We start from the raw sequence: 21,833 nt of genomic DNA on the forward strand, positions 1-21,833 counted from the left end.
TAATCATGATGCTTAATTATTTGCATGTTGAGCTTGTAATACTTTAAATTCAGCTTGAGAGCAATAGACAAAATGTCCGGGACGTACTTCACGCATTGTTACGTCCTCTCCATCTTTATAATTATGAGACTTTGGATCGTATGTTTTACGAACACGATTACGCTCATAATCAGGGTCTGGAAGTGGAATAGCTGATAGTAATGATTGTGTATAAGGATGCATTGGATATTTGTAAAGATCCTCTGCAGGTGCAAGTTCTACTAATTTACCAAAATACATTACACCGATTCGGTCTGAAATGTATTTAACCATCGATAAATCATGGGCGATAAATAAGTAGGTTAATCCTTTTTCTTCTTGTAACTCTTTTAATAGGTTAACAACTTGTGCTTGAATTGACACATCTAGTGCAGATATTGGTTCATCTGCAATGATGAATTCTGGTTCTACTGCAAGTGCACGAGCAATTCCTAATCGTTGACGTTGACCACCAGAGAATTCATGTGGATAACGGTTTGCATGTTCTTTATTTAGTCCAACTGTTTCTAATAATTGATAGACTCGTTCTTGACGTTCTTTTGCATTTTTCACAAGGCCGTGAATATCTAAACCTTCCGCTATGATATCCATTACTTTCATACGAGGATTTAATGATGCATACGGATCTTGGAAAATCATCTGCATTTTACGGTTAAACGACTTTAGTTCCGTTTTAGATTTACGACCATGGACATTTACACCATCATAAAGAACTTCACCGTCAGTGGCATCATATAGGCGAATAATCGTACGCCCTGTCGTAGATTTACCACAACCTGATTCCCCTACTAACCCTAAAGTTTCTCCTTTATAAATATCAAATGTAATATCGTCGATGGCTTTAACTTCATTTGGTTTTCCAGAATTGAAGTATTGTTTTAAATTTTTGATTTCTAATAGTTTTTTTTGTATTTTCATTTTAAAATACCTCCATTAGCACTTTCGTAATAGCGACTATTAGGGAATCGTTTCATTCTTTCAATAATTGTTGCAGGTGGTGTCACTTCTGGTGCATCAGGATGTAATAACCAAGTTGCCGCATAATGTGTATCACTTACTTTAAAGAATGGCGGCGTTTCTTCCAAATCGATTTGCATCGCATATTCACTACGAAGCGCAAAGGCATCCCCTTTTGGAGGATTCAGTAAATCTGGTGGTGTGCCTGGAATTGCATATAGTTTCTCTTCCTGTACATCTAAAGAAGGCATAGAACTTAGTAGCCCCCAAGTATATGGATGCTGTGGATTGTAGAATATTTCATCTACTGTTCCAATTTCAACAATTTTACCACTGTACATAACAGCTACACGATCAGCCACATTTGCTACAACACCAAGGTCATGCGTGATAAAAATAATAGATGTATCAATTTTCTTTTGTAGATCTTTCATCAGTTCAAGAATTTGAGCTTGTATTGTAACGTCTAGTGCAGTTGTCGGTTCATCAGCAATTAAAATTTTTGGGTTACATGCTAATGCAATTGCAATTACGATACGTTGACGTTGACCACCTGAAAATTGATGTGGATATTGTTTCATACGTTGCTCTGGTTGTGGCATACCTACTAGTTTTAATAGATCAATAGCCATTTTTCGAGCTTCTGATTTCTCTACATTTTGATGTTTTAAAATCGGCTCCATTATTTGTTTACCAATTGTCATCGTTGGATTCAAAGATGTCATAGGATCTTGGAAAATCATAGAGATGTCTTTTCCGCGAATTTTCTGCATTTCTTTATCAGTTAACTTCGTCAAATCTTTTCCATTAAATAAAATCTGACCATTTTTAAATTCCGAACTAGATTCAGGTAGAAGGCGCATAATAGCTTTAGTCGTAACCGATTTACCTGAACCTGATTCCCCAACGATTGCTAGTGTCTCTCCTTTTTTCAAATCGAAGTTCACACCACGAATCGCTTTCACTTCACCAGCAAATGTGTGGAAGGAAAGCTCAAGATTTTTTACTTCAAGTATTTTCTCCATAACTGCTTTCCTCCTATTAATCTTTCATTTTTGGATCAAGTGCATCACGTAGACCATCACCAATTAAGTTAAAAGCAATCATTAATAGACTTATAATTGCTGCTGGAATAGCTAAAATATGAGGTTGGAACTGTATTAGCTTGTAACCATCATTAATTAAAGTACCCAAAGATGCGTCGGGTGATTGTAACCCTAACCCGATAAAGCTTAAAAATGCTTCAAAGAATATCGCACTAGGAATTGTAAACATTGTGTTAATAATGATAACCGCCATAACATTTGGCAATAAATGTTTTTTAATAATACGCCCATTACTTGCTCCTAAAGTTCTAGCTGCAAGTACGAACTCTTGGTTTTTAAATTTCAATACTTGTCCTCGAACAATACGAGACATACCAATCCATCCAGTAATTGATATGGCAATAATAATGGCCACAATACCCGGATCCATTACAAGAATCATTAAAATAACAACAATCAGTGTCGGTATTCCATATAAAATTTCAACAATACGTTGCATCACATCGTCAACACGACCACCATAAAATGCCGAAATACCACCGTAAGCTACACCAATAACCATATCAATTACAGCTGCAACAAGAGCAATTAATAATGAAATTTGAGTACCTTTCCAGACACGTGAGAACATATCACGACCAAGTCCGTCTGTACCAAACCAGTAGTAAGTGTCAACGTTTTTCATTTCATACAAATTGACTTCTTGACCACCCATATTACCCGTACCATCAAAGATTCCCAACTTTTCTAAACCAGGTACTTTTGGAGGTAAATTTGCATGAGTTATTTCTTGCGTTTCAAAGTCATGTGGGCTAATCATCGGTCCGATAAATGACATCAGAATGATGAATAACAGTACAAATATACTCACTACAGCTGCTTTATTTTTTCGTATACGTAACCAAGCATCCTGCCAGAAATTTAAGGATGGTTTAGAAATTTTCTCAGAGTGGCTGCCATCCATGTGCACGTGTTTAAAAGCTTCAGGTGGTAATTTACGATATTCATTTGTCATTATTTATTACCTCCTGTTAAACGGATACGTGGATCTACAATGCCATATAAAATATCAACAATGAAAATAACTAAAATCAATAGTACAGAAAAGAACATTGTTGTTCCCATTATTAAGGAATAATCACTAGAATTAATCGCTTTAACGAATTGTTCACCAATACCAGGAATAGCAAAGATTTGTTCAACTACAAGAGAACCTGTTACTAAACCTGCTGCTAAAGGACCCATTACTGTTATTAATGGAATTAATGCATTACGAAATGCATGCTTAAATGCAATTTCAAGGCCGCTAGCACCTTTAGCTTTTGCTAGAGTAATATAGTCAGTTCCCAATACCTCTATCATTTCTGTTCGAATGAAACGAGCTGATGTCGCTAGAGGACCCATTGCTAATGCAATTGTCGGCAAAATACTAGATTGCCAGCCATTCTCCCATAATCCAACAGGAAGGAATCCTCCCTTAACACCAATCCAATATTGAAGTAATGAAGCAAATACGAATGAAGGAATGGAGATACCGAATATTGCGATTAAGGTACTGCCGTAATCCCATACAGTATTTTGCCTTAAAGCTGCAATCATCCCTAAAATAATACCGCCTATAGTACCGAGTATAAGCGCTTGAATACCTAAAAGGAATGAAGGACCAGCACGGTTAATAATTAATTCTGTAACGTTTGCACCTTTAAATTGATAAGAAACGCCAAAATCAAGTTGTACCATCTTTTTCATATATATTCCATACTGAACTGGAAGCGGTTTATCTAATCCATATTTTGCTTCCACCGCAGCTAACTGTTCGTGGGTTAGTTTAGGTGAGCTAGCTATAGGGGAACCCGGCAACATCTTCATCAAGAAGAACGTAAATGTTGCAATCAGGAATAATGTTAGTATCATATACAATACTCGTTTAAAAATGTACTTTGCCATTCTTGCACCTCCTAAAATAGTGGTCGTAACTATGGAACTCATAGAAATATCTCAATTAGAAAATTCTTTCCTTTGTAAATGTTGTTATTAACAAAACCCTTAGTAGCATGATTTTCCAATTAATTAATATCTGATTAAAAAGAGAGTATATGGCTTAAAATCAACCACATACTCTCCCTATTCAGGGTTTTAGCATAATCTCAAAAAATAGAATACTATTATTTACCTGAGATATATGTCCATTTATAACTATATTGAGCACCAAAGTTATGTTTCACTAAACCTTTAACATAAGGTTTTTGAAGTGCCATAGTACCACGTTGATAAATAGGTGCAAGCGCTGCATCTTCTTCAATCAATGTTTTTTCTGCATCTGCCATTGCTTTCCAACGTTTTGCTGGCTCAGTTGCATAAATTGTTTGAGCATCTGTTACTAATTTATCGTACTTTTCAGATGCATAGCTCATATTGTTTTGTTGACTATCTGATAACCATAAATTTAAGAATGTGTATGGATCTTGGAAGTCTGGAGCCCAACCTGCAACTTGGATATCGTAATCTTGTTTAGAATTCAAATCAACACGTACTAAGAAAGGAACTTCTTTCAGTTTAATACTTAAACCAGGTAGATTTTTTTCTAATTGGTTTTTCAAGTACTCGTCCATTTTTTTAGCTAAGTCACTATCATCGCCTAAGAAGTCTAATTCAAGTTTGTCGGTTCCAAGTTCTTTAAGACCTTTTTCCCAATATGATTTAGCTTCTTCAAGGTTGTATTTGTTCATATCTCCGTTTACTTCACGGAAGTCTTTACCCTCTTCATCAAATGTGAATTCAGCTGGAATTAGGTAGTTAGCTTCGAATGAACCATTAGCTAATACAGCTTTAGTTAAATCTTCTTTGTTGAAAGCCATAGAAATTGCTTTACGAATGTTTACATTTGCAAGAGCTGTATCTGTTTTACCATCACGTTTTTGGTTTAATTTCAAGTAGAAAGGTGAAGATTCAACGTCTTTCACTACATCTGGATTGTCAGCATATTGCATTGCAAATTCACCTGATAATCCTGCACGGTCTTTTTTACCAGAAGTGTAAAGATTTAATTGAGTCTGAACTTCCTTCACTACGTCAACATTGATTGTGTCAAGTTTTACATTATCTTTGTCCCAGTAGTTATCGTTTTTAGTATATTTCCAAGTTAATCCTGTTCCATCCCAGTCTTCAAGAACGAATGGACCATTGTATAAAGTTGTATCTGAGTTTGAAGCGTATTTTTTACCTTGCGCTACTACGAATTCTTCTTTTTGTGGTAAGAATGTACTTAGTGAAATTAAAGACAAGAAATAAGGAACTGGTTTTTCAAGTGTAACTTCTAGTGTTTTTTCATCTAGAGCTTTTACACCAAGGTCAGCAACTTTTGCTTTACCTTTACCAATTGCACTTGCGTTTTTAATTACTCCATCCATCATATATGGACCATACTCAGATCCAGTTTTAGGATCAATTGCACGTTTCCATGAATATTCGAAGTCATTAGCAGTTACTGCAGAGCCATCTGACCATTTAGCATCACGAATCTTAAATGTGTAAACTGTACCTTCTTTGTTTACTTTTGGTTCTTCAGCAGCCATCGCTGGAATTGGTAAGTTTTCTTGATTTAAACGATATAATCCTTCATTAACGTTGTTTAAAACGTTAGATCCTACTACATCTGTTACTAATACTGAGTCCATTGTTGGAATTTCAGCACTTTCCATTACATTTAGTTCTTGAGTTGCATCAACACTACCTGAATTTTCTTTGCTACCACTACCAGATTCTTTGCTTGTATCTTTGTCATTTCCTGTGCCGCAAGCAGCTAAGAAAACACTAAGAACAAGGATAAGACTTGATAGCCATACTAGTTTACTTTTCTTCATGTATAACTAATCCCCCTTGAATTTTCTGAAAAATCATTACATTGCTAATTATACATATTCAAAAAAAGTTGTACAGTAACCTTTTGATAAAAATGTCTTTTTTTGACGTATACTTGATTAGCAAATATGATAACATCAGCATTTATCAGCACAAAGTTCTAATATTCTGAATATATAATGATGTTAAATATTTTTGATTTTTCATCTTTTTTCAACTAAAATGAATACAGAATTGGGGGTTTTTGCTTGAAAAAGAAAGTTATTCTCTTCTTAACACTGCAATTTTTAATCGTAATCATCATGCTTTTCCAATATAAAATGCTGAGATTAATCGATTACATTAATGTTTCATTTATCGTTGGAGCTATTGTGCTTTTTATTGGACTTGCTACATATATTCTATCAACGGGCTTTTTTGACATTTTCACGGTTAGTATGCGAAAGGTTTTTGTTAAGTCATCTAGATTAGAGGATGTTAAAAGTATGAGAGCCCCATCTGAAATTGTTTCAATACCCTATTTGGGTATTTTACAAATCGGTGGAGCTACCATTTTGATGATGTTCATTTCCTTAATTTTTTATTATTTGTAATCTGTTGATGTTTACTTGATTTTTGGCTTTGTACTATATTATAATCACACAAAGTAATATAGAAAAACGAAGACGAAGAGTAGTACATTTATGTCGTATGTAAAGAGAGTCTGTGGTTGGTGCAAACAGATGATACGCTAAATGGAATGGACTTCCGAGTTAACTTTGCGAACCTTTATGTAGTAGCTCAGTTCGTTACCTCACGTTACGAGGATGAGTGGTCGATTTATCGACAAGCTTGGGTGGTACCGCGGATTCAACATCATTCGTCCCTATTTTAGGAGACGCATGATGTTTTTTTATATCCAAGGAGGAATTCAATTATGAAACGTATTTTTTCAGGTGTACAACCAACAGGTGTCATTACATTAGGTAACTACATCGGTGCTTTCAGACAGTTTACAACTTTGCAAGATGAGTACGATTGTATTTTTTGTATTGTAGATCAACACGCAATTACAATGCCACAAGATAGTAAAGAACTTCGTAACAGCATTCGCACACTTGCTGCAACATATTTAGCAACAGGTATTGATCCAGAAAAATCAACACTATTTATTCAATCAGAAGTACCTGCACATGCACAAGCTGGATGGATGTTGCAATGTATTTCTTACACTGGTGAACTTGAGCGTATGACACAATTCAAAGATAAATCTACTGGTAAAGATGCAGTTTCTGCAGGCTTACTTACTTACCCACCACTAATGGCTGGAGATATTCTTCTATATAACACAGACATCGTGCCAGTTGGTGACGACCAAAAACAACATTTAGAACTTACACGTGACTTAGCTGAACGTTTCAATAAACGTTACGGTAAAGTATTCACAATTCCTACTATTCAATTACCAAAAAATGGAGCTCGCATTAAGTCACTTCAAGAACCAACGAAAAAAATGAGTAAATCGGATGAAAACAAAAAAGCAACAATCCGCCTTCTAGATACTCCTAAAGAGATCGAGAAGAAAATTAAATCTGCTGTGACAGATTCTGAAGGCGTTGTTGCTTTCAATACTGAATCTAAACCTGGTGTCTCTAATTTACTAACAATTGAAGCATCATTAACAAATGAATCCATTGATAATCTTGTAGCAAAATACGCTGGGCTAGGTTATGGTGCTTTTAAAGCAGGCGTTGCTGAAAGTGTTATTAATCATCTAGCACCTATCCAAGAACGTTTTAACGAGTTAATCGACTCACCACAATTAGATGATATTTTAGACGCTGGTGCTGAAAAAGCGAATGCTATTGCAAGTGCAACAATCAAGAAAATGGAAGACGCGATGGGCCTTGGGAGAAATAGACGATAACTAGTCCAATACTTGAGCCGATGAAAATTTTGAAATCAACTGAATTCAGAATGAACATAAAAACGGCTGTCCAAGTATATCCTAGACCACGGTAGTTCAAATATAGAATCATATGTGTTGAACTTAATACAATCAGACCGTAAAAAGTTAAGAAAAATAGTAAGCGCATATGCATATTTCCTTTTCTAGTTTTTACTACTATATGAAAAAATGACTTCGTTATAACTAACGAGGTCATTTTTTATACGAAAATATGATGTTCTATTTAATTAATAATCTTCCACTTACTATAATGAAATACAACACTATTACAATAAAATTGCATAGATCAAAAACCACAGGGTATTCCCCCTGTGGTCATTTATAACTTATTAAAACTTTTTAAATAGTAGTGAAGCATTATGCCCACCAAAACCTAGTGAATTACTTAAAGCATAAGTAATTTCTTTTTCTCTAGCACCGTTGGCAACATAATCTAAGTCACATTCAGGGTCTGTAGTTTCTAGGTTCATTGTTGGTGGTAGAATACCTTCTTTTAATGCAAGTACTGAAAAGATTGCCTCAATCCCACCAGCTGCTCCTAGTAAATGACCTGTCATCGACTTCGTAGAACTCATTGCTAAATTATACGCATGTTCTCCAAATACAGTCTTTACAGCTTTCGTTTCAAATAAATCATTATAAGGTGTACTTGTACCATGGGCATTAATATAGCCAATTTCTGTTGCATCAATTCCAGCATCATCAATCGCTTGCTTCATTGCACGTGCCGCACCTTCACCCTCTGGAGCAGGTGCTGTAATGTGGTGCGCATCTCCAGTTGAACCGTACCCTACAACTTCACCGTAGATTTTGGCGCCACGTTTTACTGCATGTTCGTATTCTTCTAATATAACAATACCTGATCCTTCACCGATAACAAAACCATCGCGATTTGCATCGAATGGACGAGATGCAGTTTGCGGATCTTGGTTTAATGTAAGTGCAGTATTTGAGCAAAATCCTGCAACCGCCATATTCGTAATTGGTGCTTCTGCTCCACCAGTAATCATGACATCTGCATCGCCACGTTCAATAACTTTGAACGCATCACCAATTGAGTTTGTACCAGATGCACAAGCTGTTACTGAACACGAGTTAATGGCTTTTGCACCAAAGTGAATAGATACTTGCCCTGCAGCCATATCTGGAATCATCATTGGTACGAAGAATGGACTAACACGTCGTTGTCCTTTTTCAAGGAAATTGCGGAATTGTTGCTCATACGTCTCCATTCCACCAATACCAGAACCGATCCAAACACCTGTACGCAGGCCAATTTCAGGAGTTATTTCTAATCCTGCGTCTTTTACAGCCATAATAGACGCCGCTAATGCGTAATGTGTAAAACGATCCATTTTACGAGCTTCTTTACGAGGAATATATGCTTCTATATCAAAATCTTTTACTTCTGCAGCAACTTTTGCAGGAAATTGTTCAGCATCTATACGCGTTAATGGACCTACACCACTTTTTCCTTCTTTAATCGCTTTCCATGTTGTTTCTACATCATTTCCTAAAGGTGTTACAGCACCTAAACCTGTAACAACTACTCGACGTTTTGTCATGTTATTTTAACTCCCTCTTTTCCTTGTATTGTTATTTTCCCCAACGCATTGCAACGGCGCCCCATGTAAGGCCACCACCAAATCCAACGAGTACAAGTAAATCGCCATCATTAATTTTGCCGGCTTCTAGTTCTTCTATTAATGCATTGCCGATTGAAGCAGACGATGTATTGCCATATTTTTTAATAGCAGTAGACATCTTCTCCTCTGGCAAACCAAGTCTTTGTCTTGCAGATTCCATAATTCGAATATTCGCTTGATGCGGAATAAGGAAATCAACATCTTCCTTAGTGTATCCAGCCTTCTCTATGACATTTAAAGCTGATTCACCCATTTGACGTACTGCAAATTTGAAAACTTCACGGCCATTCATTTCAATATGGCCTGCGTCATTTTGGAATAAATGTTTTCCGCCTGTGCCGTCTGCGCCTAACTCGAATGATAAAATGCCTCGATTTTCAGATACTTTACCCATCACAGCTGCACATGCACCATCACCGAATAGGACTGCAGTATTACGATCTTCCCAGTTTGTAATTTTCGAAAGTTTTTCGACACCAACTACTAATACATAATCATATGTATTAGATTCAATGAATTGCTTAGCCGTTACCAATCCATACATAAATCCAGCACATGCAGCGGACAAGTCCATTGCAGCTGCATTGTGTGCACCGAGTTGGTCTTGTATCATACACGCTACACTCGGAAATGGTCGGTCAGGTGTTACGGTTGCAACTAAAATAAGTCCGATTTGATCAGCCGAAATTCCAGCATTAGCTATTGCATTTTTTGCAGCTTCAAAAGCTAAATGAGAAGAGTTATGTTCATCTGATGCGATTCTTCGTTCTTCAATTCCTGTTCTAGTGCGAATCCATTCATCCGATGTATCCATAATTTTTTCTAAGTCAGCATTTGTGACTACGCGATTAGGGATACATCTTCCTAAGCCTATTATTCCAGCGTTCATGAAGTAGCGCCTCTTTTCTTTTGTTATCAATTATTAGTACCTGGTAACAATTATAACGAAAGATTTATATTTTTTCAACACTTCGTCAATTTTTGTCCAAATAACGGGGCATAATAATGAAAAGATTCTTTTATTTAAATGTGGCTATATGATATGATAGAACAGGTAAAAAAGTTAGTTAGAGGTGAAATTAATGAGATATATTATGCTATTTTTCTGGTCAGCATTATTAGTTTCTGTACTGAACTACGTAGTAAGTTCAATTCAGAATGTTGGATTTAACTTAAATCTTGGATTAGGGCTATCAGTAGTTTTCTCTGTATTCTTAATTATTATTAGCAATGTTATTCCAAACGAATCACCTAAACAAGTAGGTCACCAACAATAATGAAAATCCTGTCCAAAGATTGGACGGGGTTTTTTTCTTTAAAAAAAGTCTGAGCAACCTGTTATCAAGGTTGTTCAGACTTTTTGTCTTTACGCTGGGTCCTTATGAATTGTTACTTTACCATTTTCCATTGAAATGACTAGTCGATCCCCTGGTACAGTTTCCCCTTTTAACAATTCTTTTGCAACTAACGTTTCAATATGTCGCTGTACAAATCTTCTTAAAGGTCTTGCACCAAAAGTTGGATCTATTCCTTCCGCTACTACCCACTGGATGACATCCTCATTTACTTCAAGTTCAATTTCTTGTTCAGCCACTCGTTTTTGTAATAACTGAATATACTTCCAAGTAATTTGATAAAAATGTTCGTTGGTTAATGAATGGAACATTATAATATCATCTAGTCGATTCAACAACTCTGGTTTAAAATGTTCTCTTAATGAAGCCATTACTAAGTCTTCAACAGCATGTTCACTATTTTCAGGCATATCAAGTAAATAACTCGAACCAATATTAGATGTCAATATGATTACTGTGTTTGTGAAATTAACCATACGACCTTGGCTATCGGTGATACGACCATCATCTAGAATTTGTAGTAAAATATTCGCCACATCTGGATGTGCCTTTTCAATTTCATCTAATAATACTACTGCATATGGGTTTCTGCGGACAGCTTCTGTCAATTGACCGCCTTCTTCATAACCTACATAGCCAGGAGGAGCACCTACTAAACGAGATACACTATGTTTTTCCATATACTCAGACATATCGATTCGAATGAAATGATCCTCTGAATCAAATAATTGAGCAGCTAATGCTTTCGCTAATTCTGTTTTCCCTACACCTGTTGGGCCTAAGAATAAGAAAGATCCGATTGGCTTTTGTGGATCTTGTATACCTGCACGTGCTCTCCAAACCGCTTCAGTCACTAGCTGAACAGCTTCGTCTTGACCGACAACTCGCTCTTGTAATGTAGCCTTTAAGTTGAGTAATTTTTCGCGTTCGCCTTCAACTAATTTTGTTACAGGAATACCTGTCCATCTTGAAACGATTGAAGCTATTTCTTCAGCTGTAACATCTTCACGTAACAGACGATCATTACCTTGTTGCAAAGTCTGCTCTAGTTCTACTAATTCTTTTTCTAATTCAGGAATTTTACCATGTCTTAGAACTGCTGCTTTATTTAAATCATAATTATTTTCAGCTTCTTCTAAATCCCTGCGATAACGATCAAGTGTTTCACGTTTTTCTTGTATAACATGAAGAGATGATTTTTCTGCTTCCCATTGCTCACGCATATTAGAAGTAGAATCTTTTAGCTCCGATAATTCCTCCCGAAGTGCTACAAGTCGTTTCTTACTTGCGTCATCCTTTTCTTTCATCAAAGCTTGCTCTTCGATTTCAAGTTGCATTGTCCGACGTGTCACTTCATCTAATTCCTGAGGCATCGAATCTATTTCTGTACGAATCATCGCACAAGCTTCATCGATTAAATCAATCGCTTTATCTGGCATAAAACGCTCAGTTAAATAACGATTTGATAATTCTGCTGCAGCTACAATTGCTCTGTCATGAATTTTGACAGCATGATGTAGTTCGAAACGTTCTTTTAAACCACGCAAAATTGAAATCGTGTCCTCTACAGATGGTTCACGAACTAAAACTTGTTGGAAACGACGTTCAAGTGCGGGGTCCTTTTCGATATACATACGGTACTCATCTAATGTAGTTGCACCGATACAATGTAGCTCACCTCTAGCTAACATTGGTTTAAGCATATTCCCTGCATCCATCGCACCATCCGTTTTACCTGAACCAACTATTGTATGAATCTCATCAATGAATAGGATGATTTGACCTTCACTTTCTTTTACTTCTTTCAAGACACCTTTTAAACGCTCTTCAAATTCCCCACGATATTTAGCACCAGCAATTAGTGCACTCATATCCAACTCAAATATTTTGCGGTCTTTTAATCCTTCTGGTACATCTTTTTTGACGATACGTTGCGCTAATCCTTCAACAATCGCAGTTTTACCAACACCTGGTTCACCTATTAATACAGGGTTGTTTTTTGTTTTACGTGATAATATTCGAATGACATTACGGATTTCTTGATCGCGACCAATAACCGGATCCATTTTGCCGTTTTTCACTTCTTCTACTAAATTACGTCCAAATTGTTCAAGTGGACTTTTTTGCTCTTCATTATTCATATTCATTTGCATTATAGTTCACTCCTTATTTGACCTTTTTTGACCTTTTGATTAACTACATTATATTACCGTCTTCTCATGAAAGTAAAGTAATTTGTTTGACCTTTTTTGACTAAAATATTTTCCCATTTCTAATATATTTTTAATCAAAAATCCATGTCATCAAATAAGGAAAAATTGGGAAATTCAAATATTCTCCAATTGCAAGAAATCAGTATGTTATAATTGTGAAAAACAGCAGAGGTTGTGAATATTTTGGAGGCAATTGAAACTATCCCACCTAAGATCCATTCACTTTTCAAAGAGCATGGTACAGTTGTCAAATTCGCCAAAGACACACCTATATTCTTAGAAGGTGACCGTACTCAAGATGTTTTTTTTGTTGTATCAGGACAAGTGAGAATTTCAAAGGAAACTGCAAGTGGGAAGGAATTAACGATTCGTATCTGTGGTGGCAATAATTTAATTGGTGAAAGTACTATTTTTAGTTCTCTAGATTATAATTCAACAACAGCAACAGCTATGGAACCGACTACTATTTTAACGATTGATAACAACATGCTTGAACTCTACCTCAGTCAAGAACCGTCATTGATGATTGCATGTTTGCGTTGGATACAGTTGCAAAATATGAAAAGTCAATCTAGACTTCGTGATTTATTACTACATGGAAAAAAGGGCGCACTCTTTTCTACTCTAATACGATTAGCGAACACTTATGGTGAAAAGTTGGGTGATGGATCAATACATATAAACTATAAATTGACCAATAATGAGCTAGCTAATCTCTGTGCTACTAGCCGAGAAGTCATTAACCGCATGTTAAATGACCTGAAGAAGAATAATATTATTACATTTGACAAGAGTACAATCACAGTTCTTAATTTACAATTTCTAAAAGATGAATGTGAATGTGAAAACTGTCCTCTTACTATTTGTAGAATTGACTAACCTCATATATTATACCCATTTATAAATTAAAAAAACCCGCTCGACTTTTAAGTCAGAACGGGTTTTCTTTACAGTATTAGCGAATGCCTAAAGCTATTTTCGCATAACGTGACATATTGTCTTTATTCCATGGTGGATTCCATACAATATCAACAGTTACCTCTTTAATTTCTGGTAATTCAAATAGTGCTGTACGGATTTGGTCAACAATAACTGGACCAAGCGGGCATCCCATTGATGTTAATGTCATAGTTACCACACATAATCCTTCTTCAGATAAATCTACTTCATATACTAAACCTAAGTTGACAATATCAATACCTAACTCAGGATCAATTACGTTTTCTAAAGCACCATATATACTTTCTTTCATATCTGCATCCATAGTATTTCCCCTTTCTGCATAGTGTTTATCCCATCATAACAAATGAAACGACTTATGCCAAATGGTCTGCAAGCCATTTTGTTGCCGCAATCATTCCTGGACGAGATACTTTATGCCCGGCTTGTTTATCGACGATAAAGACAAGATCTTCCGGATGATCTGCATAATCTGCTTGTATACTCTCATAAAATTGATATGTAGGCGCAAATGGAACCATATGATCTTTCTTACCATGCCAGAATAACACTGGACGGTTAGCCATTGATTCAGGGTGTTTTGACATATCAAAGTAGCTCAGTGTTTGTTCCATTTTCTGAAGCTCTTCATCAGATATCGGTATTTTAAAACCTCGTTCTTCAAATTGGGCCATCTGTGCTTTTGATAGCTCCACATAACAAGGTGAACCCATCATAACTGATGCAGTTTGAATCCAAGGGTATACACGTAAGCAACCTAATGTAACAATTCCACCCATAGAAGTTCCTGCCAAGCCTATTTTGCCTTCTGGCAGTAAACCTTTTTCTATTAATTGCTTATGTAAAAAATCAACTTCTTCAATTGAAGTTAAGATTACTTCCCAAAAACGTAAACTAAGTTGAACTTCATCCAGCCCTTCATCACGTTCACCATGAAGGTAAGCATCTGGTAATAGTACTCGAACGCCTCTTTCAACTAGTTTATACGCATAGTGCAAATTATGTTCACTCGCACTCATAAAGCCATGGAGAAAAATGACAACTGGTGATGCTGATGTTACTGTCTCTTCATCATATATGTGAAGTAACGGAATTTTACCCCACTGTTCTTGTTGAACCTTCACTGCATTCACTCCTTGATAGTTTATTCTAATATCGTAACAAAAATAATTGACGGTGACAAAGTTTTGACGAACAAGTAAGATTAACGATACACTCTATTAAAGTAGGAAAGGAGTTTTTTCATATGGTACAACCACATTTGATTGTTTTAGATTTAGACGGTACACTTTTAACCGACGAGAAAGTTATTTCTGAAAAAACAAAACGCACTTTACTACAGGCGAAAGAAGCAGGTCATCAAGTTATGATTGCTACTGGTAGACCGTATCGTGCGAGTAAAATATACTATCAAGAACTAGGTTTACATACACCAATCGTCAATTTTAATGGAGCCTTCGTACATCACCCAACTAACACTTCTTGGCAAACAATTCATAGCCCAATAGATTTATCAGTTGTAAAAGATGTTGTCGAATCCATCAACCATTATGAAATTGAAAATTTAATCGCTGAGGTTATGGATGATGTGTATGTTCAATACCATGACCAAAAAATCTTAGATATTTTAACGATGGGCGAACCAAAAGTAACGACAGGTATATTACGTGATTATTTAAAAGATAATCCTACGAGCCTTTTAATTCAGGCTAACTCTTCAAATGTACCCTTAATTCGTCAACATTTAGCAGACACTAAAGCCGAACTTATCGATCATCGACGCTGGGGTGACCCTTGGGAAGTTATTGAAATCGTTCGTCGAGGCATGCATAAAGCAGTTGGTTTATCGCATGTTGCAAAGGATCTACAAATCCCGCGCGAACGCATTATTGCATTTGGCGATGAAGATAATGACTTAGAAATGATAGAATACGCAGGCCTTGGAGTTGCGATGGGTAATGGTATTGGACAGCTCAAAAACATTGCAGATGAAATAACACAAACTAACAATGAAGATGGTATAGCTAACCTCTTGATCGACCGACTAAACTTAAAATAAATTACACTAGGAGGTAAATAAATGAGAATCTATGCAGATAGCGCTTCTGATTTACCTAAATCTTTTTATGAAGAAAATAATGTCACACTAATCCCTTTACGAGTTCATATGAACAACGAAGAATATGCAGATGTCGTTGGTATCGACGTCTTGAAAGTATACGAATTTATCCGTCAAGGCGGACAGCCAAAAACTTCTCAAGCATCTCCTGAATTGTTTTTAGAACTTTTCGAAGAGCTAGCAAAATCAGGTGAGGAAGGTCTTTATATAGCCTTTTCATCTGAATTATCTGGTACATACAGCACTGCTGTAATGATCTACAATCAAGTAAAAGAACAGTACCCTGATTTAAAATTAACAATTGTAGATTCTAAATGTGCTTCACTTGGCTATGGTCTAGTTGTAAAAGAAGCTGTACGCCTTCGCGAAGCAGGTTTAAGCCTAGATGAAATCTCAGAGAAAGTTCGTTTAAATGCGCAGCATATGGAACATTTCTTTACAGTAGAAGACTTAGATTATTTAGCACGTGGTGGACGTGTTTCAAAAGCAAGCGCATTTATTGGTGGCTTACTTAGTATTAAACCTTTACTTCATGTAGAAGATGGTAAACTGGTACCTATTGAAAAACATCGCGGACGTAAGAAAGTGATGAAACGTATCTTAGACAAGATGGAAGAAACAGGTGTCCGTCTAAGTGATCAAGTTATTGCCATTAGTCATGGAGATGATTTAGCCACTGCTGAAGAGATGAAAGCTATGATTATGGACAAATTCAAGCCTAAAGCTGTCGAAATCCATTTGATTGGCTCTGCAGTTGCATCGCATGCGGGTCCTGGTACTTTAGCTATCTTCTTTTTAAATCAATACCCTACCGCTTAAAATACAAAATCCCTTAGAGATAACTTACTTTCTCTAAGGGATTTAATTTTAGTTATTTTTTGCTTTTCGATTCTTTTTACCTTTACGTAACACTAATACGATAAATGTTATGAATAGTACATAGACAAAACCTAATGAAATCATATATGAAATATTTAATCCAGTATGTTCTTTTACTTGATATAGTTCGACAATTTCACGATCAACCACTAGTCGGTATACGCCCTTATCATTCGGACGTACGATATCACTTTCCAATAAGCCATGAAGCTCTTTGTTTTCTCCAATAATATCTTTACCTAAATCGATATGCTTTGTATTTTTTGTGTTGTTCACAACGACAATCCACTGTTCATCTTCAGAAGAACGTTCAAATACAATGAAACCATCTTTATTCTGTAATAATTTAAAATTCCCAGTACGTAGAGTCTCTGATTTATTACGAACAGATTGAACGTCGCCTATGTATGAAACGATATCATCCTTCGTTTTGAAATCAAATATTGCATGTGATTCAGGCGCTTGTACACCATTTTGTGCAATTTCAGTACCATATGTCATTACTGGTACACCCGGTAACGTAAACATCGCAGCCATCGCCACTTTAATACGTGTCGGTGGATACATATTTTCACTTGCTGAAGCAAATGTAAAACGAGAACTATTTAAACTATCTAACATAATAGCTGAAGGTTTTTCTGCATCGCCTTTATTCATTGTGCCGAGTGGTTGTTCCACTTTTGATGAATCCATATCGACATTTTTGAAAATCGATTGATAAATATCTATTGTCTCTTTATTAATAGACATATCAAAATTTGCATCGCTATCTTCGGAAGATAGCACATAGATATCTTTACTTGTATCTTTTAATGACTGAATCATTTCATTTAAAAATGCTGTATCACTATAACCTAAATTAGTTAAGCGAATCCCATCAATATCATATTTCTTAGCAAAATCAGTTGCTGCTTTGATTAATGCCTTTTGTACTTCAGGATTCTCTGTATTCCAATTAATACGACCGTTATCAGCGGCTTCGTACCAATCTGAATTGGCATTATCTTTAGCCCAGACATGATTTTTGCTAACATTATTTAGCGGAAAATCAACCATCAGCTTCATCTTGCCTTTATGAACATCAGCAAGCAAAGATTTAAATTCTTTTGCTGTGCCAAATTGACGCTCAATACTTTCGTAATCCACTACCGCACTTCCATCATATGATTCAGTCGAAAAAATCGAACCAATTGATAGAACAGTGAATCCCATATCTTGAATATGTGTTAACTTAGTAGCAATCCCTGTAAGATCACCACCAGCAAAAGCATTTTGATCTCGAGCATCTACATTATAGTCATTTTCGACCGATGAATTAAAATAACGATCCACTAAAAGATCATAGATACTTTCGTCTTTAATATTATGCGTCACTTCAGTCTCTGCCTTCGCAATAGGTGCAAACCCCATTGTCGTAGCCAAAAGCGCTGACGCAACTACCGTACTAATCCACTTTGCAACGTTCACTTATAGTCCTCCTCTGCAGAACTGTCCATCGTAATTTTACCAAACCCCCACCATCCCCGCTATGCTTTAACACTAAAAACAAACGAAACCGAAACAAATTCGACAAAAATGTGAATTTACTTAAATGCTGAAAGCGCTCGTTCAGAATCGACAAGCGTTGGAAGGCTCGAACACAAGACGCTTTTTGTCTTGTGCCGAGAGACCGAAACGACCCGAGAGTCTAGCGCTTGAAGCTGGATATCTTAAATGCTGAAGCGGAATTTCCCGTTTGTTGCACTAACTCCTTTGATTGTTGCGGTAAGTGGCTCCTTTGTTGCGCTAACTTCATCGTTTGTTGCGCTATAGCCGATGTTTGTTGCGCTAACTGCCCTCTTTGTTATTTAGCAGAATATTCACGTCCTAAAAGCATGATTCACCTAGTTAATCACCTATATTTTTTCCAGCGCGAGATACTGAAAGCGCAAATCCACGTTTGTTGCACTAACTCCATTGATTGTTGCGCTAAGTGGCTCCTTTGTTGCAATAACTTCATCGTTTGTTGCGCTAAACGGCCTCTTTGTTGCGCTAACTGCCCTCTTTGTTATTTAGCAGAATATTCACGTCCTAAAAGAACGAATTACTCTATTAAAACACCATCTTTACCCAACAAAAAAAACAGCCACACAACGAGATTCGTTGTGTGGCTGTTTATCATGCCAGTTATTAAGCTAAGAAATGCATACCCATTGGTAATTTGAATCCTAGGAACATAGTGATTAATAAGAATACTGCAAATAGAATCCAGAACATAGTTGTTGGTTTGCCTTTTGCTTTTCTCACTAAAACCATTTCCATCATACCGATAACTAAAATACCACCAATGAATTTGAAACCATAAAGCATACCCATATTAAAATCCATACCTTTAGCGAATAATGCTCCACCAGTAATGATGATTAAAATATAGAATACACGTAAAATCATATGCGTTACTTTTTGTCCTTTAGTACCACTTTGCATAGCAGCAGAAACTAGGAACAAGATAATTGCGATTACCCAAGTTGTAATGTGTAAATGGGTGCTAGCTAAAAAATCCATTAAATACCCCACCTTAATTAGTTTTAATAATCATTAATATCCTATCACGAGGTGAAAAACTATACAAATATAACAGACCGATGGAAAATCATCCACCGGTCTGTAGTATTATCTAAAAAATGCTAAAAAGCTTATTCGAAGCGGTTTACTAGAGTTCCAATACCCTCTATTGATACTTTTACCACATCACCAGATGCTAAGTATGTTGGTGGGTTCATACCTTTACCAACGCCAGCTGGAGTACCTGTTAAAATTACGTCACCTGGTTCTAAAGTTACTAATCTAGAAATCTCAGAAATGATTTCTTCAATCGTGAAGATCATATCTTTTGTTGAACCATTTTGGCGAATTTCATCATTCACTTTTGTTACGATTGATAAAGAATGTGGATTTGGAAGTTCATCTTTTGTTACTAAGTACGGCCCCATTGGACATGCGCCGTCTAGGCTCTTTCCTAAGAAAAATTGCTTATGTTTTGCTTGTAAATCACGAGCAGTAATATCATTGGCAATTGTATAACCAAATACATAATCGTATGCTAGTTTAGTAGGGATGTTTTTACCCTTTTTACCAATAACAACTGCTAATTCACCTTCATAGTCAAGTTCTGAAGTGACGTCTGCATGAGCTGAGATTGTTTGCCCATCTGCAGCAATCGAAGTTGGTGCTTTTGTAAAGATCATTAAATTTTCTGGAGCAGATTCAGCGCCCATTTCTTTGGCGTGATCTTGATAGTTTTTACCAACACAAATAATATTTTTCGTTGTACGTGGAATTGGTGCTAACCACTCAATTTCCGTAAATGCATATTTAAATTGCTCTGGGTTTTCTGAATTCTGTGCAGCTTCTACAAGTTTACGAGATTGTTCTACAAATTCGAAACCAGCTGTCATCCCCTCTACAATTGTTGTAGCGAAAGAAGGTAGTACTTGAAGAGCTTCTTGGATTGCTAAAACATCCCATACAGCTTCTTCTTTTTTTACTTTCGGACCAAAACTTACTACATCGTTATAACGAAATGATAAAATTTTCATGAATATTGGCACTCCTTCTTTTTTATCAATGATACATTAATTATCGACTAATTTCCTCTTTTTTCTGTAACATTTTTCCGTATGTTAATCGTTTCCATACTGCTTCAACCGGTCCTTGCTTAAATTTCAGGAACCAAAGCTCCGCAAATACTATCTGCAGAACAAAAATCCCGACAGCTAACCACGTAACAGTATCGACACCGATTTTACCATATAATCCTAATCCGTAGTGATAGAAAATGAATGTTCCAATAATAGACTGCATTAAATATATTGTCATCGACATGCGTCCTGCCTTTGCAACAGGCGACAATATTTTTGTGAATTTAGGAATTTGGCATAATAAGACGATTAGACCCGCATACCCTATCGCAAGCATTGGACCACCGAAAGAAACTTGCACGTAATCAAGGAAAAGATTTCGCTCTAAATTATATGGCAACATTTTAAGTGCCACCCCGACCGGTATAGTAATAACAGTTAAAGTAATCCAAAACACTCGTTTTTCCTTTGCACGTTCAACTAGTTGCCATTTAGATGCAGCTGCCCCTAATAACATATAAGGTAAAATCGTAAATAACGCCACAATCCACATACTCGGGGATGCCTGTACTTGTAAATCTGCTAGACGTTGCATGAAAGCTTCCGTCCACGAACCGGAACCGTAAGCAGCTATTGCACTTTCGATAGCTGCTATGTCAACAAACTCTGAAAGATCAGTAGACTCTTCCACTAATGATGCTAATCCCATTAATACCACTAAAAAGCCATGGACAATTCCATATAATACGCCACCAATTGTAATTAACCAAACTGGTTTCAGACGTAACAGAATTAATAAGAAGAAACCACAAAATGCATACGTCATTAGAATGTCTCCCCACCAAATAAGGAAGGCATGTAACACACCAATGCCAAATAACACACCTAAACGTTTCGAACCAATCTTATAGAAGTTGTCACCTAACTGTGTTGCTTTTGTAAATTGCATCGCTAAACCGTATCCAAATAACATTGAAAATAGTGGATAAAAACTTCCTTGCACAAAAATATCTAGCCACTGATGATATTGAATATCTAGTGGTGATTCGAACCAAGTTTTTAAATCAATATGTGGCGAAGGTGTACTAAACGCAAACATATTTACTAAAAAAATACCTAGCAAACTAAACCCCCGTATTATGTCAAGCGTTTCAATCCTTTTTTGCATAGGTGTTGGTGTTAAATTCAAA

At 36.3% G+C, this 21,833-nt stretch carries 20 protein-coding genes and 1 other annotated feature; of the genes, 6 read left to right on the forward strand and 14 right to left on the reverse strand.

The features are described 5' to 3' along the window. Positions 1 to 12 precede the first annotated feature (12 nt). The 5 genes from MHH85_RS16280 to MHH85_RS16300 form a co-directional block, all read right to left on the reverse strand. On the reverse strand, positions 13 to 951 hold the full coding sequence (locus MHH85_RS16280) for an ABC transporter ATP-binding protein (protein ID WP_053418309.1): 939 nt from the start codon (positions 949 to 951) through the stop codon (positions 13 to 15). Positions 952 to 953: 2 nt separating this feature from the next. Next, complete coding sequence (locus tag MHH85_RS16285) at positions 954 to 2,021, reverse strand: ABC transporter ATP-binding protein (RefSeq protein ID WP_193738520.1); 1,068 nt, start codon at positions 2,019 to 2,021, stop codon at positions 954 to 956. Between the two features lie 16 nt (positions 2,022 to 2,037). Beyond that, complete coding sequence (opp3C, locus tag MHH85_RS16290; RefSeq protein WP_193738519.1) at positions 2,038 to 3,057, reverse strand: oligopeptide ABC transporter permease; 1,020 nt, start codon at positions 3,055 to 3,057, stop codon at positions 2,038 to 2,040. Next, complete coding sequence (gene opp3b / locus MHH85_RS16295; RefSeq protein WP_340707740.1) at positions 3,057 to 3,989, reverse strand: oligopeptide ABC transporter permease; 933 nt, start codon at positions 3,987 to 3,989, stop codon at positions 3,057 to 3,059. The genes opp3C and opp3b overlap by 1 nt, the downstream gene beginning before the upstream one ends. A gap of 218 nt (positions 3,990 to 4,207) precedes the next feature. Then, entirely contained in the window at positions 4,208 to 5,905 is a 1,698-nt protein-coding gene (locus MHH85_RS16300; RefSeq protein WP_340707741.1) for a peptide ABC transporter substrate-binding protein, read from the reverse strand. Positions 5,906 to 6,151: 246 nt separating this feature from the next. On the opposite strand from MHH85_RS16300, the gene MHH85_RS16305 reads away from it, so the two are divergent. Both MHH85_RS16305 and trpS read left to right on the forward strand, forming a co-directional pair. Then, complete coding sequence (locus MHH85_RS16305) at positions 6,152 to 6,496, forward strand: DUF3899 domain-containing protein (protein ID WP_340707742.1); 345 nt, start codon at positions 6,152 to 6,154, stop codon at positions 6,494 to 6,496. Between the two features lie 60 nt (positions 6,497 to 6,556). Beyond that, positions 6,557 to 6,773, forward strand: a binding site (T-box leader). A 46-nt stretch (positions 6,774 to 6,819) separates the two neighbouring features. Further along, complete coding sequence (gene trpS / locus MHH85_RS16310) at positions 6,820 to 7,809, forward strand: tryptophan--tRNA ligase (RefSeq protein WP_193738515.1); 990 nt, start codon at positions 6,820 to 6,822, stop codon at positions 7,807 to 7,809. A gap of 371 nt (positions 7,810 to 8,180) precedes the next feature. Here trpS and fabF read toward each other — a convergent pair whose 3' ends face one another. Further along, the gene (gene fabF, locus MHH85_RS16315; RefSeq protein WP_340707743.1) at positions 8,181 to 9,416 is read right to left on the reverse strand and encodes a beta-ketoacyl-ACP synthase II; all 1,236 of its coding nucleotides are present in this window, start codon (positions 9,414 to 9,416) and stop codon (positions 8,181 to 8,183) included. Positions 9,417 to 9,447: 31 nt separating this feature from the next. Next, entirely contained in the window at positions 9,448 to 10,386 is a 939-nt protein-coding gene (locus tag MHH85_RS16320; RefSeq protein ID WP_193738513.1) for a beta-ketoacyl-ACP synthase III, read from the reverse strand. Between the two features lie 193 nt (positions 10,387 to 10,579). On the opposite strand from MHH85_RS16320, the gene MHH85_RS16325 reads away from it, so the two are divergent. Further along, positions 10,580 to 10,774 (forward strand): YjzD family protein, encoded by a 195-nt coding sequence (locus MHH85_RS16325; protein WP_038179641.1) that lies wholly within the window; start codon positions 10,580 to 10,582, stop codon positions 10,772 to 10,774. A gap of 89 nt (positions 10,775 to 10,863) precedes the next feature. On the opposite strand, the gene MHH85_RS16330 is transcribed toward MHH85_RS16325, so the two are convergent. After that, a complete protein-coding gene (locus MHH85_RS16330) occupies positions 10,864 to 13,005 on the reverse strand; it encodes an ATP-dependent Clp protease ATP-binding subunit (RefSeq protein ID WP_340707744.1) in 2,142 nt (713 codons plus the stop codon). A 234-nt stretch (positions 13,006 to 13,239) separates the two neighbouring features. Between MHH85_RS16330 and MHH85_RS16335 the strand changes: the two genes are divergently transcribed. Then, positions 13,240 to 13,944 carry a Crp/Fnr family transcriptional regulator gene (locus MHH85_RS16335; RefSeq protein WP_340707745.1) on the forward strand — a complete coding sequence of 235 codons (705 nt, stop codon included), beginning with the start codon at positions 13,240 to 13,242 and terminating at the stop codon, positions 13,942 to 13,944. A 76-nt stretch (positions 13,945 to 14,020) separates the two neighbouring features. Here the strand turns inward: MHH85_RS16335 and MHH85_RS16340 are convergent, their stop codons facing one another. Together MHH85_RS16340 and MHH85_RS16345 are read right to left on the reverse strand one after the other, a co-directional pair. Further along, positions 14,021 to 14,329, reverse strand: a complete 309-nt coding sequence (locus tag MHH85_RS16340; RefSeq protein WP_053417733.1) for a metal-sulfur cluster assembly factor — start codon at positions 14,327 to 14,329, stop codon at positions 14,021 to 14,023. Positions 14,330 to 14,381: 52 nt separating this feature from the next. After that, entirely contained in the window at positions 14,382 to 15,149 is a 768-nt protein-coding gene (locus tag MHH85_RS16345) for an alpha/beta fold hydrolase (protein WP_193738511.1), read from the reverse strand. Between the two features lie 122 nt (positions 15,150 to 15,271). On the opposite strand from MHH85_RS16345, the gene MHH85_RS16350 reads away from it, so the two are divergent. Further along, positions 15,272 to 16,084 (forward strand): Cof-type HAD-IIB family hydrolase, encoded by an 813-nt coding sequence (locus MHH85_RS16350; RefSeq protein ID WP_340707746.1) that lies wholly within the window; start codon positions 15,272 to 15,274, stop codon positions 16,082 to 16,084. Between the two features lie 21 nt (positions 16,085 to 16,105). Next, the gene (locus tag MHH85_RS16355; RefSeq protein ID WP_340707747.1) at positions 16,106 to 16,963 is read left to right on the forward strand and encodes a DegV family protein; all 858 of its coding nucleotides are present in this window, start codon (positions 16,106 to 16,108) and stop codon (positions 16,961 to 16,963) included. 48 nt (positions 16,964 to 17,011) lie between these two features. Here the strand turns inward: MHH85_RS16355 and MHH85_RS16360 are convergent, their stop codons facing one another. From MHH85_RS16360 to MHH85_RS16375, 4 genes are all read right to left on the reverse strand, one after another. Then, complete coding sequence (locus tag MHH85_RS16360; RefSeq protein ID WP_340707748.1) at positions 17,012 to 18,490, reverse strand: alpha-amylase family glycosyl hydrolase; 1,479 nt, start codon at positions 18,488 to 18,490, stop codon at positions 17,012 to 17,014. Between the two features lie 702 nt (positions 18,491 to 19,192). Continuing rightward, complete coding sequence (locus MHH85_RS16365; protein WP_340707749.1) at positions 19,193 to 19,567, reverse strand: YisL family protein; 375 nt, start codon at positions 19,565 to 19,567, stop codon at positions 19,193 to 19,195. Between the two features lie 131 nt (positions 19,568 to 19,698). Next, positions 19,699 to 20,601, reverse strand: a complete 903-nt coding sequence (locus tag MHH85_RS16370) for a fumarylacetoacetate hydrolase family protein (RefSeq protein ID WP_193738506.1) — start codon at positions 20,599 to 20,601, stop codon at positions 19,699 to 19,701. Positions 20,602 to 20,641: 40 nt separating this feature from the next. Then, positions 20,642 to 21,832 (reverse strand): DUF418 domain-containing protein, encoded by a 1,191-nt coding sequence (locus tag MHH85_RS16375; RefSeq protein ID WP_227751985.1) that lies wholly within the window; start codon positions 21,830 to 21,832, stop codon positions 20,642 to 20,644. Between the last annotated feature and the right edge of the window lies 1 nt (position 21,833).

This window comes from Viridibacillus sp. FSL E2-0187, assembly GCF_038006425.1.
Taxonomy (GTDB): Bacteria; Bacillota; Bacilli; order Bacillales_A; family Planococcaceae; genus Viridibacillus; species Viridibacillus arvi.

What these genes read in the sequence shown, in the direction of transcription:
- MHH85_RS16285 (WP_193738520.1), bottom strand. Translation starts at nt 2,021, where the DNA reads ATGGAGAAAATACTTGAAGTAAAAAATCTTGAGCTTTCCTTCCACACA.
- opp3C (WP_193738519.1), bottom strand. Translation starts at nt 3,057, where the DNA reads ATGACAAATGAATATCGTAAATTACCACCTGAAGCTTTTAAACACGTG.
- opp3b (WP_340707740.1), bottom strand. Translation starts at nt 3,989, where the DNA reads ATGGCAAAGTACATTTTTAAACGAGTATTGTATATGATACTAACATTA.
- MHH85_RS16300 (WP_340707741.1), bottom strand. Translation starts at nt 5,905, where the DNA reads ATGAAGAAAAGTAAACTAGTATGGCTATCAAGTCTTATCCTTGTTCTT.
- trpS (WP_193738515.1), top strand. Translation starts at nt 6,820, where the DNA reads ATGAAACGTATTTTTTCAGGTGTACAACCAACAGGTGTCATTACATTA.
- fabF (WP_340707743.1), bottom strand. Translation starts at nt 9,416, where the DNA reads ATGACAAAACGTCGAGTAGTTGTTACAGGTTTAGGTGCTGTAACACCT.
- MHH85_RS16320 (WP_193738513.1), bottom strand. Translation starts at nt 10,386, where the DNA reads ATGAACGCTGGAATAATAGGCTTAGGAAGATGTATCCCTAATCGCGTA.
- MHH85_RS16325 (WP_038179641.1), top strand. Translation starts at nt 10,580, where the DNA reads ATGAGATATATTATGCTATTTTTCTGGTCAGCATTATTAGTTTCTGTA.
- MHH85_RS16330 (WP_340707744.1), bottom strand. Translation starts at nt 13,005, where the DNA reads ATGCAAATGAATATGAATAATGAAGAGCAAAAAAGTCCACTTGAACAA.
- MHH85_RS16340 (WP_053417733.1), bottom strand. Translation starts at nt 14,329, where the DNA reads ATGGATGCAGATATGAAAGAAAGTATATATGGTGCTTTAGAAAACGTA.
- MHH85_RS16350 (WP_340707746.1), top strand. Translation starts at nt 15,272, where the DNA reads ATGGTACAACCACATTTGATTGTTTTAGATTTAGACGGTACACTTTTA.
- MHH85_RS16355 (WP_340707747.1), top strand. Translation starts at nt 16,106, where the DNA reads ATGAGAATCTATGCAGATAGCGCTTCTGATTTACCTAAATCTTTTTAT.
- MHH85_RS16365 (WP_340707749.1), bottom strand. Translation starts at nt 19,567, where the DNA reads ATGGATTTTTTAGCTAGCACCCATTTACACATTACAACTTGGGTAATC.
- MHH85_RS16370 (WP_193738506.1), bottom strand. Translation starts at nt 20,601, where the DNA reads ATGAAAATTTTATCATTTCGTTATAACGATGTAGTAAGTTTTGGTCCG.